Here is a 13,435-nt window from a genome sequence, read left to right as displayed (position 1 = left end):
GTGTGCTTCGTCGTTTCCGTCGAAGCGAGCCGCCCATTATAGCGGACTTTTTCTTGCCGTCAACACCTCAGTTTCAGGTGGTTGACGCTGCTTCGTCGCGGCCCGAAGGCTTTCCTCGAAGCGAGCCCGCCATCTTAGCAGGCCTTTCATCTTCGTCAACCCCTCGTGAGGAGGATGTTGCCGCCGCATCACTCAGCCGCCGTAGCGTCTTCCGTGGTGCGAGCCGACCATCATAGCCGGCTTTTCCTATCCGTCAACACCTTGTCAGGTCGGCGGTGGCCTCGTTCGTTTCTGCGCCGCTTTGAAAGCGCCGCCGTCGTGAGCGAGGTCGCGCAGTTTAACGGGCCGGCGCAGAAGTGCAAGCCCTCATTTCATCACCGCCATGCTGACGTGCTCACGAACGCACGTTGCCCAGCGCTGCATCAGCGCTTGTTCGATCTGTGGCCGCAGCATCGCTGCTGCGGGCCGTGGCAGACGATCCTGCCATTACGACATTTCGACGATGTCGTTGCCGCGCACGCTCGGCAAGAATGGGGCTAAAGGGAAGCGAGGAGGCTCCGATGCAGCCGTTATCAGCAGTGTGGCGCGAGTTGTCGCTATCGGCCGTCGCGGCCGGCTTCGTCACCGTGCTGGTGGGCTTTGCCAGCTCGGTGGTGATCGTGTTCGAAGCGGCAACGCATCTGGGGGCGTCGCCAGCACAGATCGCATCGTGGATGTGGGCGTTGGGGATCGGCATGGGGGTGACCTGCATCGGCTTGTCGCTGCGTTACCGTGTGCCGGTGGTGACGGCGTGGTCGACGCCAGGAGCGGCGATGTTGATCGGCAGCGCCGCCGGGGTGCCGCTGCGCGAGGCGATCGGCGCCTTTGTGTTGGCCGCCGTGCTTGGCATGTTGGTCGGATTCACTGGTGTGTTCGAGCGTGCCATGCGCCGCATGCCCACGGCGCTCGCCTCGGGGATGCTGGCGGGGGTGTTGTTGCGCTTCGGCCTGGATCTGTTCGTCGCCGTGCAGGGTCAGGCCGTGCTGGCGTTGTCGATGCTGGCGGTGTATCTGTTGGGACGGCGTTGGTTCGCCCGATACGCGGTGATCGCCACGCTGGCGGTCGGGATCGGGCTGGCGGCCGCCACCGGTTTGCTGCATCTGGATGGCGTGCGCTTGCAGCTGGCACACCCGCGATGGGTGACGCCGTGGTTGTCATGGTCGGCTGTGTTCGGGCTGGCGATCCCGTTGTTCGTGGTCACGATGGCATCGCAAAACATCCCAGGCGTGGCAGTGATCCGCGCCTTTGGCTATACGGTGCCGGTGTCCTCGACGCTGGGCTGGATCGGGATGGTCAACGCCGTGCTGGCGCCGTTCGGCGGTTATGCGCTCAATCTGGCCGCGATCACGGCAGCGATCTGCATGGGCCGCGAGGCGCATGCAGATCCATCGCGGCGTTATCTGGCGGCAGTCAGCGCGGGGGTGTTCTATGTCCTGATCGGCGTGTTCGGTGCCACGGTCGCGGCGCTGCTGGCAGCGTTTCCGCGTGAGCTGGTGATGGCCATCGCCGGCATCGCCTTGCTCGGCACCATCGGCAACAGCCTGGCGACGGCCCTGCAGCAGGAAGATCAGCGCGAGCCGGCCTTGATCACCTTCCTGGTGACGGCCTCGGGACTGAGCCTGCTCGGCATCGGCGCGGCCTTCTGGGGCTTGCTGGCAGGGGCGCTCACGCTGCTGGTGCTCCGCAAGCGCACGCACGCCTAGACCGCGATCAGTCTCGTCGGTCGTTGCCAGGCACGCCGGGGACAATGCAGGGCAGGCCCGCAGCACTGTCGCCGCGGCGGTTATTCCGGATCACGCAGCTGCAACAACCAATGTGCGGTCAGCCCGCTGGGGCTGGGCAGCGGCTCGAGGTGGAATTGCCGATAGACCGGGCTGCCATCGTGTACGCGCAGCGGCAGGGTGACGTAAGCGGCGCGCCCTTGCCGCAGCGCGTCTTCCAGCACCTCGACCTTGGCGGGGGCGGCATCGTCGGCCAGCAGGCCGAGGAGGTCGCGGCCGATCAGGTCAGCCACCTCAATCTCGCACAACTCGGCAAAAGCCGGATTGACGAACATCAGCCGGTGGGCGAGGTTGCCGGCGCCGCGCTCGATGATCGCCACGCCATCGCGCAGGCGCGACAGCGAGGCTTCGAGGAGGGAGAAATCCTGCTGGAAGCGCTTGCGCTCCATCAGTTCGATCAGCACGCGCAAGCTACGCGCGGACTCCAGATGCAGCGGCGACCAGCGGCGGGCGCGCCCGCGTACGGTTTCCTGCCAAAGATCGAAACTCTTGCGCGGCGACACGCGCGAGTTGGGGATGTCCTGCAGCTTGGAGAGCTGCGGATTGCCGGCCCAGTTGACCTGCTGCACCTGTTCGCGGCGCGTCCACAACAAGGCACTGCGCGACTGCGGCATCAGCGGCACGAAAATGAAGCCGGCCGCCAGTGGCGCCAGGTCGGCCAGTTCGGGAAACACCTCGCCGATCGCTTCCACATGCAGGGCGCCGACGGCGTCTTCGCGCAGGGCTTCGTGGTGCTCGGACTCGATCTGGGTGCGGATGCGCCGCAGGGCATCGACGTCCGGTGTCTGGCCATGCCGGCTGATCTGCTCGCCCTGGAAGATCGCCACGCCATCGGCATCGACCACGTCCATCAGATCCGGCGCCATGTCCGCCAGCATCTCCACCGTCATGTGCTCGGCGTCGTTGAAGTCGGTGATGAGCTTTTCGCGCACGGTCAGCAACACCGATTCCAACCGCGCACGCGCCACCGCCTGCAGTGCGCCGATGCGCCCGGCCAAGGCGCGGGTCACCGTATCGGCGACATCGCGCATGCTGTGGTTGGTGAAATGCGGGCTGTAGTGATGGCAGGCGATCAATCCCCATAACGCCTCGTTGACCACGATCGAGGACACCAGGGTGGCGGTGACGCCCATGTTGGCCAGGTATTCCAGATGGACCGGCGAGACGCTTCGCAGGCTGACGTCGCTCAGATCGACCGGCGTTCCCAGGCGCGGATGCAGGGTTGGCTGGATCGGCGAGGGCTGGTAAGCGACATCGGCGATCTGGCGCACGCGATTGCGCAAGTACAGCGCGCGCGCCTGCGGCGGAATGTCGCTGGCCGGGTAATGCAGGCCGAGATAGGCCTCCAGGTCGGGCTGACGTGCCTCGGCGATGACATCGCCGTTCCACTCCTCGTCGAAGCGATAGACCATCACCCGGTCAAAGCCAATCATGCTGCGCAAGCCCTTGGCGGTGCGGACCGCCGCTTCGGCAATCCCCGACTCGCCTTCGATCGCGCGCACCAGCGGCATCGCTTCGCGCAGGCTCACGTCCAGCAAGCGGGCGTCGCGCGGCTCGATTTCCACCAGCCACTGCTGCGGATACAGATGCCAGGCCGCAACCCACAGTTTGTCGGCAGGTGCACTGCGGCGCGGGAAACGCACCTCGGCATGCATCAGGTGCTGGGGCGCATCCTCGACGGCGAACGGTTGCGCTTCCGGCAGCTCGAGCACCTGGCCGTAGGGCAGTCCGAGCAGTTCGTCCAAGGGCACGCCGAGCACCTCGGCGGCACTGGTGCTCGCCTGCAGGATGCGCCCATCGGACGGCTCGATCACCAACAGCACGCCGTACGGCTGGATCATGCCGGGAATGTGGATCGGTTCCCGTGCGCAGGCGTCCAGATCCAGGTCCAAGGCGTCGGCAGGCTGATTCATGGGTGTGACTCGTTCGTCAGGCAGGTGTGGAAGTGGGCGAACATGCTGTGGGCGCCGACGACGGCAGCGGCGCGGGCGCTGTCGCTGTCCAGGCGTTGCTCGAGCAGGCCCTGGAAGCGCCGCCAGCCTGCCGCATCCTCCTCGCCCAGTTCAAAGTAACGCAATGCGTTCGCCAGGCTCGGTTGGCGTTGACGCAGCGCGCGGGCGATCACGCGTCCACCGAGCTGGGAGCCCTCCACGACGTACAACTGGCCCCAGCGGGCCGCCTCGACCGCCGCCAGCGGTGGCGGTTCGGCCGCAGAAAGCGGCTGACCCAGGGCCTGCAGGTCCTCGCGCAAGGCGGCACTGCGTCGCCGATAGCTCCACCCGACGACCGCCAGGGTACTCAACCAATCGCCCAGCTGCGCTTCGAACCCTGCCAGCAAGGCATGGTGGCGGCGCAGGATCCAGCCATAGGTTGCGGCATCGACCCGGCCCTGGGCCAACAACTGCATCGCCGGCACGGCCTCGACCCGGCGATGCGCCTCCTGGGTGGCGTGCCGCAACAGCAGGGCGGCCGACGGCGGTGCGGCCAGGGTGTCTGAGTGCATGCAGGGGTGAGAAGAGAGACGTAGCGCCACAGCCTAGCAGCGTGCGCAGTGCCAGGACCATGGCGTCCATGGCGGGCAGGCAGACTCATGCGGCAGGCTGCTCGCGATTGGTGTGCACACGGCCCGCGCGCCACCAGGCCACCGCCCAGCCGGCCGACAGCAACAGTCCGGCCAGCAACCACGGCGCGCCGGGCAAATGCACTGGCGCCGCCGGATCGATGCACCAGGCGAACACGTTGGCGAACAACAGCGGTCCGGCGATGCCGGACAGGCCGACCAGGCTGGTCAGGGCCCCTTGCACGCGCCCCTGGGCATCGGCACCGACTTCGCGGGTGATCAAGGCCTGCGCCGCTGGCGAGGCAAGCGCCCACAAGGCGCTGATGGGGACGCCGAGCAGGAACATGCGGCCGCTGGTCGCCAGGCCATAGACAACGAAGCCGGCGACGCCGCAGCCCAAGCCCAGCAGCAGCGCACGACGCTCGCCCAACCAGCGCACCAGCCGGCCAACCAACAGGGCATTGACGATGATGCTGCAGACACCGACACCCGCCAGCACCCAACTGACCTGACGCGGACCCCACTGATACTGGTAAGCGGCGAACAACACGAAGATGCTGGGGTAGACGTAGTGCGCCAGGTTGGCCAGGAACACCACCGCCGTCAGGCCGAACACCTGCCGATAGCGACGCAGCAATTTCAACGTGCCCAGCGGATTGGCGTGCGACCAGTCGACCCGCGGCGTGCGACGCGTCCGCGGCAGCGATTCGGGCAGCACGAACACACCGTACAGCGCGTTCAACAGCGCCAGACCGGCAGCGAACCAGAACGGCCAGCGCAAGCCGAGACTGCCGAGCCAACCGCCGATCAGCGGGCCGCCCACGAAGCCAATGCCAAATGCCGCACCCAGCATGCCGTAGGCCGCCGCCCGCCGCTCGGCGACCACCACGTCGGCGATATAGGCATTGGCGGTGGAGAAGCTGGCCGAGCAGATGCCGGAGATGAGCCGCGCCAGCAGCAACACCGGCAGGCTCTGCGCCACCGCCATCAGGATGAAGTCCAGCCCCAGTCCCAGGCAGGACAACAGGATCACCGGACGACGACCGAAACGATCGGACAGTGCGCCTTGTATCGGCGAGCACACGAACTGCAGCGCCGCGAACAGGAAGCCGAACCAGCCGATCCAGCCGGCGGCCGCCACGTAGTCGCCGCCGGTGAACTGCCGCACCAGCGCGGGCAACACCGGGATGATGACGCCGAATGCCAGCACATCGATCAGCACGGTGATGAAGATGAAGATCAACGCGGCGCGGCGGCGCCCCGCGGCGGGAGGGGCAGGATCGGGCAGGAGAGCCATCGCGCAACGCTCATGGGCGAAGCGACGAGTGTAACGGGGACAGTGCGACAGATTGCCGACCCGGCCGCGCACGACTGGACCGGCGAGCGCAGCGCCCTCACATCGCCCAGCGGCCACCATGGCAGGCGGAGCGCCGCCGGGCTGTCGCCCGCGGCCCGGCACGGCGCACGGCGGAGGGCTGCGTAAGCGACAGCCGCGCAGCGGGGACGCCGCACGGCCTGCACCAAGCGAGGTTGCAAGGCAGGGCCGTCGGACCGCCGCCGCGCGCCTCGCCAGGCGATCCCGCGGCGGCGCCGGTGTTGGCGACACCAGCACAGCCAATGACGCAATGGCCCGGGGGATCGCGCGTCGGCGCTTGCTAGTTCACTTCGATGGTCTGTCCCAGCACATGGCTGGCGCCCGGCGCCAGTTCGATGACATCCGGGCCGGCATTGGCAGCCTCCAGGCAGACGTACTCGCGCCAGCCATCGCCGACATCGGCCATGTTGGTGCCGGCCTCTTCGCCCGGATTCCAGGTCACCAGCGAACGACTGCCTTCGGTGGTGAGGACGATGCGACGCCCCAGCGTCGGGTCGGTCAGGGTGTAGCGCCCGCCGGCATTGGTATAGATGCGGTCACTGCGGCCCGGGTCGCGCGGATCGCGCAGGCTCCAGTCGCCTTGCTGGCGATGGGCGGTGGCGTACTGCTCGTACTTGTCGAGGTAGTCCAGGCCATCCAGGCCCTGCACGCTGACCTTCAGCGCGTCGCCGACCCGGAAGTAGGTGTGCAGCGCCTGGGTGAAGCGCACCGGCGCCTGGCTGGTGTTTTCGGTGATCAGGCGCTGTTCCAGGGTGCGCCCGATGCGCACGGTCATGCGCAGGCGCAGTGCCAGATCGTCGAAACGCGGCGGTGCCAGGGTCAGCACCAGGGTGCCGTCCGGCTCGCGTCGGCTGTCGGTCAATTGCCAGGGCACGGTCCGCACGAAGCCGTGCGCAGGCACCTCGCCCGTCTGGTCCTGGCGCCCGAAATACGGCCAGCACACCGGCGTGCCGCCGCGGATTGGCGTCGGCGGCTGCTTGGCGATCGGCGAAAGCCACAGCACATCCTGGCCACCCTTGGGCACGAAGGACAACAACTGCCCACCGAACAGGCTGATGGCAGCGGTGGAATAGGGGGTGTCGATCAACAGCGAGGGAAACCCGTGGAAATCGCCTGTGCGCAGGCCGGTGAGGTCGGACATGGGGGATGCCTTGTTGACGAGGGGGGATTGGACGAAGGCGGGGTAGGCTGCCGGGGTGCGGAAGGCGGTCGCCCGCTGCGGCCCACCGATCGGTGGTGGGGCAGTGCGCAGTGCGGCCAGGATGCGCTGGCCGGGGCGACCGTCGGCAGGTTGCAGGCCCAGCCGGGTTTGTTCGACCTGGATGGCGCGCCGGGTGGCGGTGCCCACCATGCCATCGGCCTCGCCAATGGCATGACCGCGCGCCAACAACAGCTGCTGCAGTTCACGGCGTTCCGGGCGGCCCAGGCCGGGATCGTCGGTCGGCCAGGTGGCGATGAGCCCGGCACCACCGCGCAGTCGGTCGGCGAGCAGGGCGATCGCCAACGCATAGCTCTCGGCCGTGTTGTAGGCATAGATCGCGTCGTAATTGCGGAAGACCAACAAGGCCGGTCCTTCCGCACCGGCCGGCAGCAGCAGCGCGGCCGGGGCGTCGGCGGGCACGCCAGCCGGCGCCAAGGGCTGGCCGTTGGTGTCCAGCACACCGGCCGCCTGCCAGGCCTGCAGCGGCTGCCGGCGCGTCCGCCCGGCCTTGCCCGGATCGAAGCCGGCCGGCAGCCGGACCTCCATGCCCCACGGACGACCCGGCTCCCAGCCCGCCTTGAGCAGGTAGTTGGCGGTGGAGGCCAGCGCATCGGGAATGCTGGCGACCAGGTCGCGGCGGCCGTCGCCATCGCCATCGACGGCAATGCGGGCATAGGTGGACGACATGAACTGGGTCTGCCCGAAGGCACCGGCCCAGGAGCCTGTGAGGCCGTCAGCGGACAGGTCGCCTTGCTGCAGCAGGCCGAGCAAGGCGAGGAATTCGCCCCGGAAAAACGGCTGGCGGCGGCCGGCGCACGACAGCGTGGCCAGCGAGACCAGCAGCGGTCGCTTGCCGGTGACCCGGCCGTAATCACTCTCCACGCCCCAGACTGCGACGATGGTGGCGGGATCCACCCCGGTCTGCTCGGCCAGCCGGGCCAGCAACGCATGATGGGTCGCCAGCATCGCCTGGCCGTCGGTCACGCGCTGGCTGTCGACCAGGCTGGCCAGGTAATCCCAGATCGGCGTGGTGAACTCCGGTTGGGCGTCCAGCAGCGGCAGCACGCTGGGGTCAGGCGCCAGCCCTGCGGTGAAGCGCTGGAAGCTGGCCGCATCGATGCCCTTGGCTGCCGCCTGGGTCTGCAGGGTGGCCAGACAACGGTCGAACGCCGGATCGGCCCAGGCGATCGCCGGCAGCAGTGCCAACAACAGAGGCGGCGCGCGCCGGGACCGCATCATGGCGCGGCGGCCGGTGTGGGGGACGTCATGCGGAGAGCGCTCCTGCGGTGAGTCGAGCAGGAAGCATAGAGTGTGGCATGCGCGTTGCGATCCGGCGCGGTGATCGCCGCGGCGCGGCGTGGACCGACACCGGCATGGCTGAGTTCACGCCAGAACACATGGTGCACGCTGCATGCCGCTGATAATCGCAGCGTGCAGGGAGCGCGCCGCAAGGCCAGTGCGTTAGTTGCCGTCGCCGGTCATGCCGCTCAGCAGCGACAGGCCTGGCGTCGATGGCCCGACCTCGATCGAACGGCGCGCATGCGCCCCACGCCGGCGGTCGTGCCGGGGGCCGAACCAGATCATCGTGGCGGCGAGCAGCAGCGGCAGCACGATCGCAAACAGCAGGACGGTCAACAGCACCCATTGCCAGAGATTGAGACTCGCCATGATCCTTATCCACCCTGACGGCGACGCTCGCCGCGCCGCAAGCTTCCGCGATCGTCTGCGAACGCGGTGTCGAGAAAGCGCCGTCGCGGACGCCGACGATCGCGACGAAAGCGGCGGCCGGCAGCGGCAAACCCTGCTGGCAATGCGGCCACGCGCGCGTGATTGGCAGCGGCAACCGCCGGTACCGCTCCCGCTGCAGGCCCGCCCCCGCCGCATCGATCAGGCACCCGATGCGCACTGGTCGCCCGGCTCTGTCTCAGGCAAACCGCTCCAGCAGGAACCCGACGAAGCTGCGGACCGTGACCGAGCGCCAACGCGTCTGCGGATAGAGCACGCTGAGCGGACGGTGCAACTCCTGTTGCTGGAACAGCCGCATCAGCCGGCCGGCCTCGACGTCGGCACGCAGCAGAAATGCCGGTTGCAGGACGATCCCCAAGCCTTGCAAGGCGGCCAGGTGCAGCGCGGCGCCGCTGGTGAGCTGCAGTTGCGCACGTGGCAACGGGCCGATGTGCTCGCCGGTCTGCTCCTGCCACTGGCCCAGGGCCTTGGCATCCATGCCCAGGCATTGGTGCCGGGCCAGTTCGGCCAGCCGTTGCGGAGTGCCGTGGCGCAGCAGATAGGCCGGTGCGGCGCAGCACCACAGGCGGTACGGCTGCAGCGCGCGCGCGACCAGCGAGGACTCTGCAAGGGCGCCGATGCGGATGCTCACATCGATGCCCTCGTCGACCAAATCCTGCACCCGATCGCTGAGCTGCAGGTCCAGCCGCACCTGCGGATGGCGCTGCAGATAGTCGCCCAACACCGGCGTGAGCCCATAGGTTCCGAACGACACCGGCGCGGCCACCCGCAACGGCCCGGCTGGTTCCAGGCGCTGACGCTCGGCCTGCAACTCGGTGTCGGCGACCAACGCCAGAATTTCCCGGCAACGTTCGTAGTACGCCTCGCCGAAGGCGGTCAGTCGCTGGCGGCGGGTGGTGCGCACCAGCAACTGCAGACCGAGGCGTTGTTCCAGCGCGCGCAGGTGATTGCCCGCCATGGTCGGGGAAATGCCATGGGCCTGCGCGGCGGCGGCGAGGCTGCCGTCCTCCACGATGCGGACAAACACCTGCATGCTGTCCAGCAGATCCATTCAACAGTCCTGATAAGCAATCAACGCAGCATACCGGTGTTTATCCCATCTGAGTGACGGATCAAGCTTGCGCTCCCACCTCAATGGAAGCGACCGATGGATCTGCAACTGCGTGAACACACTGCCTTGGTGACCGGCGCCAGCACCGGGATCGGTGCCGGCATCGCCCGCGTACTGGCGGCCGAAGGAGTACAGCTGGCGATCACCGCTCGCCGTGCCGACATGCTGGAACAACTGGCCAGCGAGATCGCCGCCCAGGGGTTCACGCGCCCATGGGTGATCCCCGGCGACATCACCAGCGCGACCGATATCGCCCGCATTGCGCACGACTCCAGCCAGGCGCTGGGTCGGATCGAGATTCTGGTCAATACCGCCGGCGGCTCGCGTCCGATCGCGATCGATGCCAGCGATGCGGTGTGGGACGAAGCCTTCGCGCTCAACTTCAGCAGCGCCCGGCGCCTGACCCAGGCGCTGCTGCCAGGCATGCGCGACCGGCGCTGGGGCCGGATCATCAACTTCAGCGGCAGCATGGAGCCGCGCGACATCAACGGCGCCGGCGCGGCGAAGGCTGCGCTGCAGTTCTGGTCCAAGGGCATGGCGTCGCAGCTGGCGGCCGAGGGGATCACGGTCAATACGATTGCGCCGGGACGCATCAATTCCGAACAGATCCTGGAAAAGCTCCATCCCACGCCGGAAGCGCGCCAGGCTTTCATCGCGCGCCACGTGCCGATCGGCTATTTCGGCGAACCCGACGACATCGCCCGGTTGGTCGCCTATCTGGCCTCACCACTGGCGCGCTATCTGACCGGTGAGGTGATCGCGGTGGACGGCGGTCTGCACGCCTTCGCCCACTAGAGCGTGTTGGGTCCCTGCATGCTGTGGCGCGTCCAGACAAGGCGTGCGCTGCGGCACCTCAGCTGGCCAGCACCCTCAACGGGCGTCCAGGTAATACCACTGGCCGTCCTCGCGAATGAAGCGGCTGTGCTCGACCATGCGGACGGCACTGCCGCCGCCGATCCGGTAGCGGGCCAGGAACACCACCTCGGCCGTGTCGTCTCCGGTGACGAGGGTGCGCTGCACGGTCAGGCCGAGCCAGATCGTGCGGCCGCCGGCGTCCAGATCCAATGCGGTCGGGCGGGTGGAGGGATGCCAACTGGCCAGCAGATAGTCGGCGTTGCGGCGGACGTAGGCGCTGTAGCGCGCCCGCATCAGGCGTTCGGCATCCGGGGCGGCGGCACCGGCGTGGTAAGGCCCACAACAGTGCGCGTAATCGGCCAGGCGACCGCAGGGGCAGGGATCTGAGAGAGCGGCAGGCATGCGCCATTGTGCAAGCTGGCGCCCCTGCCTGCATCCGTTGGCGCGCAGACGGTGCACGACCGTGCGTGCGCCCCGCTGGATCGTCCTGGATCGCGGACCGGCGCCGCCCGACGCGGCGATGCCCGCGCCGGCGCCACCCTCGCTATGCTGGCGCCCCCGCGCGCGGAGCATGCACTTGCTGGACCTGATCCCCACCGAACTGCCCTGGCTGTTGGCCATCGCCTTCGTCGCCGGCCTGGTGGATGCGGCCGTGGGAGGTGGTGGTCTGATCCAGCTGCCGGGGCTGTTCGCCACCTTGCCGCAGCAGACACCGTCGCTGTTGCTGGGCACCAACAAGTTCAGCGCGATGTTCGGCACGGCGGCCTCGGCGTGGCGCTACGCACGCAACGTGCGGTTTCCATGGCGGCCGGTGCTGTACGCGACCGCAGCGGCCTTCAGCTTTTCGTTTCTGGGGGCGACAGCGGTCAGCCTGCTGCCGCGCCAGGCGGTGCGGCCGCTGATCCTGGTGCTCCTGCTGGCGATGCTGGCCTACACCTTGATCAAGAAGGACTTCGGCGCGCTGCATCGACCGCGGCAGATCGGCCGGCGCGAACTGGCCATCGCCCTGGCGATGGGCGCCGCGATCGGCTTCTACGACGGCTTCTTCGGTCCGGGCACTGGCAGTTTCCTGATCTTTCTGTTCATCCGCTTCTTCGGGCTGGACTTCCTGCGCGCCTCGGCCGCGGCCAAGGTGGTGAACCTGGCAACCAATCTGGCCGCGCTGTCGTTCTTTGTACCCAGCGGGCAGGTGCTGTGGTCGCTGGCGATGCCGATGGCAGCGGCCAATATCGCCGGCGCAGTGGCTGGCACGCGGTTGGCCTTGCGCGGTGGCACGCCACTGATTCGGCAGTTATTCCTGGTGTTGGTGGTGGTGCTGATCGGCAAGATGGGGTGGGACCTGCTGCACTGAGCACGACCGATCGACGCTGCGATGGGGAGCGCCGTCGCGCACAGCGGCGATGCCGGGCAGGACATCCGTGCCCAGCACCGCAGGCCGGCCATGACGGGCCGGCGACGCGACTCAGGCCGCCTTGTCCAGCGTGGCCATGTCGATGACGAAGCGGTACTTGACGTCACCCTTGAGCATGCGCTCATAGGCTTCGTTGATCTGCTCGGCGCGAATGGTCTCGATGTCCGACACGATGTTGTGCTTGGCGCAGAAATCCAGCATTTCCTGCGTCTGGCGGATGCCGCCGATCAGCGAGCCGGCCAACGTGCGTCGCTTCATGATCAGGTTGAACACCGCCGGCGAGGGATGCGCGTGTTCGGGCACACCCACCAACACCATCGCGCCGTCGCGCTTGAGCGCATTGAGGAACGGATCCAGATCGTGCGAGGCAGCGACCGTGTTGAGGATGAAGTCCAGCGTATTGGCCTGCGCGGCCATCTGCTGCGGATCCTTGGACACGACGACATCGTCGGCGCCCAGGCGCAGCGCGTCCTCGCGCTTGCGCTCGGAGGTGGTGAACAGCACCACCTCGGCACCCATCGCCTTGGCGATCTTGACGCCCATATGTCCCAGGCCGCCCAGGCCCACGACACCGACACGCTGGCCCGGACCCACCTTCCAGTGCGCCAGCGGCGAATAGGTGGTGATGCCGGCGCACAGCAGCGGCGCCACCGCCGCCAGGTTGTCGCGATGGGTGATGTGCAGCACATATTTCTCATCGACCACGATATGGTCGGAGTAGCCGCCATAGGTGTTCTCGCCACCGAACATCGGGCCGTTGTAGGTGCCGACGAATCCTTTTTCGCAGTACTGCTCTTCGCCTTCCTGGCAGGACGCGCAGCTGCGGCAGCTGTCGACCATGCAGCCCACGCCAGCCAGGTCGCCGACCTTGAACCCGCTGACGGCACTGCCGACGGCCGTCACACGGCCGACGATCTCGTGACCGGGAACCGAGGGATACAGGGTGTTTTTCCATTCGTTGCGCGCGGTATGCAGGTCCGAATGGCACACGCCGCAATACGCGATGTCGATCTGCACATCGTGCGGGCCGGGCGTGCGGCGTTCGAAGACGAACGGCGCCAACGGCTGGTCGGCGGACTGGGCGGCGTAGGCGTGGGCTTGGCTCATGGTGGGCTCCAAAGGCAAGGTCGGCATGGACCGACCGGTAACGGAAACGAGGGCGACAGCTTAGGACAAGCACTGTTTGCACTCCTGTGACGGTGCGTCTTGTCAGTCGGCTTGTGCAATCGCGCACGCTTCCAACGCGCACGACGTGAATGCTGGACTAACGTGCGAACGACGAGTCTGCGCGACTGCCATGTTGCCCTGCACCATGTCGCCGCCGTGCCCGTTCCCGCGGCTATCGTCGTCGAGGAG

11 protein-coding genes are annotated in these 13,435 nt (G+C 67.7%); 3 read left to right on the top strand and 8 right to left on the bottom strand.

The features are described from left to right. The first annotated feature begins 560 nt into the window (after nucleotides 1-560). A complete protein-coding gene (locus tag CKY51_RS13015; RefSeq protein ID WP_031340850.1) occupies nucleotides 561-1,742 on the top strand; it encodes a benzoate/H(+) symporter BenE family transporter in 1,182 nt (393 codons plus the stop codon). Nucleotides 1,743-1,822: 80 nt separating this feature from the next. Here the strand turns inward: CKY51_RS13015 and bphP are convergent, their stop codons facing one another. The 6 genes from bphP to CKY51_RS12985 form a co-directional block, all read right to left on the bottom strand. Further along, on the bottom strand, nucleotides 1,823-3,733 hold the full coding sequence (gene bphP, locus CKY51_RS13010) for a bacteriophytochrome BphP (protein WP_022974343.1): 1,911 nt from the start codon (nucleotides 3,731-3,733) through the stop codon (nucleotides 1,823-1,825). Next, the gene (locus CKY51_RS13005; protein WP_022974342.1) at nucleotides 3,730-4,323 is read right to left on the bottom strand and encodes a biliverdin-producing heme oxygenase; all 594 of its coding nucleotides are present in this window, start codon (nucleotides 4,321-4,323) and stop codon (nucleotides 3,730-3,732) included. Before CKY51_RS13005 ends, bphP begins: the two co-directional genes overlap by 4 nt. Before the next feature lie 85 nt (nucleotides 4,324-4,408). Next, nucleotides 4,409-5,677 (bottom strand): TCR/Tet family MFS transporter, encoded by a 1,269-nt coding sequence (locus CKY51_RS13000; RefSeq protein ID WP_022974341.1) that lies wholly within the window; start codon nucleotides 5,675-5,677, stop codon nucleotides 4,409-4,411. A 358-nt stretch (nucleotides 5,678-6,035) separates the two neighbouring features. Then, the gene (locus tag CKY51_RS12995) at nucleotides 6,036-8,195 is read right to left on the bottom strand and encodes a lytic murein transglycosylase (protein WP_022974340.1); all 2,160 of its coding nucleotides are present in this window, start codon (nucleotides 8,193-8,195) and stop codon (nucleotides 6,036-6,038) included. 222 nt (nucleotides 8,196-8,417) lie between these two features. Next, on the bottom strand, nucleotides 8,418-8,624 hold the full coding sequence (locus CKY51_RS12990) for a hypothetical protein (RefSeq protein WP_031340849.1): 207 nt from the start codon (nucleotides 8,622-8,624) through the stop codon (nucleotides 8,418-8,420). A 256-nt stretch (nucleotides 8,625-8,880) separates the two neighbouring features. Next, nucleotides 8,881-9,753 carry a LysR family transcriptional regulator gene (locus CKY51_RS12985; protein WP_022974339.1) on the bottom strand — a complete coding sequence of 291 codons (873 nt, stop codon included), beginning with the start codon at nucleotides 9,751-9,753 and terminating at the stop codon, nucleotides 8,881-8,883. Between the two features lie 96 nt (nucleotides 9,754-9,849). Between CKY51_RS12985 and CKY51_RS12980 the strand changes: the two genes are divergently transcribed. Further along, nucleotides 9,850-10,608 (top strand): SDR family NAD(P)-dependent oxidoreductase, encoded by a 759-nt coding sequence (locus CKY51_RS12980; protein WP_022974338.1) that lies wholly within the window; start codon nucleotides 9,850-9,852, stop codon nucleotides 10,606-10,608. Nucleotides 10,609-10,683: 75 nt separating this feature from the next. Here CKY51_RS12980 and CKY51_RS12975 read toward each other — a convergent pair whose 3' ends face one another. Next, a complete protein-coding gene (locus tag CKY51_RS12975; protein WP_081641459.1) occupies nucleotides 10,684-11,070 on the bottom strand; it encodes a YchJ family protein in 387 nt (128 codons plus the stop codon). A 169-nt stretch (nucleotides 11,071-11,239) separates the two neighbouring features. Here CKY51_RS12975 and CKY51_RS12970 point away from each other — a divergent pair, with 169 nt between their 5' ends. Continuing rightward, nucleotides 11,240-12,019: a sulfite exporter TauE/SafE family protein gene (locus CKY51_RS12970; protein WP_031340847.1), complete on the top strand. Its 780-nt coding sequence runs from the start codon at nucleotides 11,240-11,242 to the stop codon at nucleotides 12,017-12,019. 111 nt (nucleotides 12,020-12,130) lie between these two features. On the opposite strand, the gene CKY51_RS12965 is transcribed toward CKY51_RS12970, so the two are convergent. Further along, nucleotides 12,131-13,186, bottom strand: a complete 1,056-nt coding sequence (locus CKY51_RS12965) for an NAD(P)-dependent alcohol dehydrogenase (RefSeq protein ID WP_152249337.1) — start codon at nucleotides 13,184-13,186, stop codon at nucleotides 12,131-12,133. Nucleotides 13,187-13,435 lie beyond the last annotated feature (249 nt).

Origin of the sequence: Xanthomonas maliensis (assembly GCF_009192945.1) — a bacterium.
Taxonomy (GTDB): domain Bacteria; phylum Pseudomonadota; class Gammaproteobacteria; order Xanthomonadales; family Xanthomonadaceae; genus Xanthomonas; species Xanthomonas maliensis.
Note: the sequence above shows the minus strand (reverse complement) of the source record. Positions and strands in the feature narration are given on the sequence as shown.

Bases quoted from the DNA above. Each gene is read 5' to 3' on its own strand.
- CKY51_RS13000 (WP_022974341.1), bottom strand. From the start codon at position 5,677: ATGGCTCTCCTGCCCGATCCTGCCCCTCCCGCCGCGGGGCGCCGCCGC.
- CKY51_RS12975 (WP_081641459.1), bottom strand. From the start codon at position 11,070: ATGCCTGCCGCTCTCTCAGATCCCTGCCCCTGCGGTCGCCTGGCCGAT.
- CKY51_RS13015 (WP_031340850.1), top strand. From the start codon at position 561: ATGCAGCCGTTATCAGCAGTGTGGCGCGAGTTGTCGCTATCGGCCGTC.
- CKY51_RS12980 (WP_022974338.1), top strand. From the start codon at position 9,850: ATGGATCTGCAACTGCGTGAACACACTGCCTTGGTGACCGGCGCCAGC.
- CKY51_RS13005 (WP_022974342.1), bottom strand. From the start codon at position 4,323: ATGCACTCAGACACCCTGGCCGCACCGCCGTCGGCCGCCCTGCTGTTG.
- CKY51_RS12965 (WP_152249337.1), bottom strand. From the start codon at position 13,186: ATGAGCCAAGCCCACGCCTACGCCGCCCAGTCCGCCGACCAGCCGTTG.
- CKY51_RS12985 (WP_022974339.1), bottom strand. From the start codon at position 9,753: ATGGATCTGCTGGACAGCATGCAGGTGTTTGTCCGCATCGTGGAGGAC.
- CKY51_RS12990 (WP_031340849.1), bottom strand. From the start codon at position 8,624: ATGGCGAGTCTCAATCTCTGGCAATGGGTGCTGTTGACCGTCCTGCTG.
- CKY51_RS12970 (WP_031340847.1), top strand. From the start codon at position 11,240: ATGCACTTGCTGGACCTGATCCCCACCGAACTGCCCTGGCTGTTGGCC.
- CKY51_RS12995 (WP_022974340.1), bottom strand. From the start codon at position 8,195: ATGATGCGGTCCCGGCGCGCGCCGCCTCTGTTGTTGGCACTGCTGCCG.
- bphP (WP_022974343.1), bottom strand. From the start codon at position 3,733: ATGAATCAGCCTGCCGACGCCTTGGACCTGGATCTGGACGCCTGCGCA.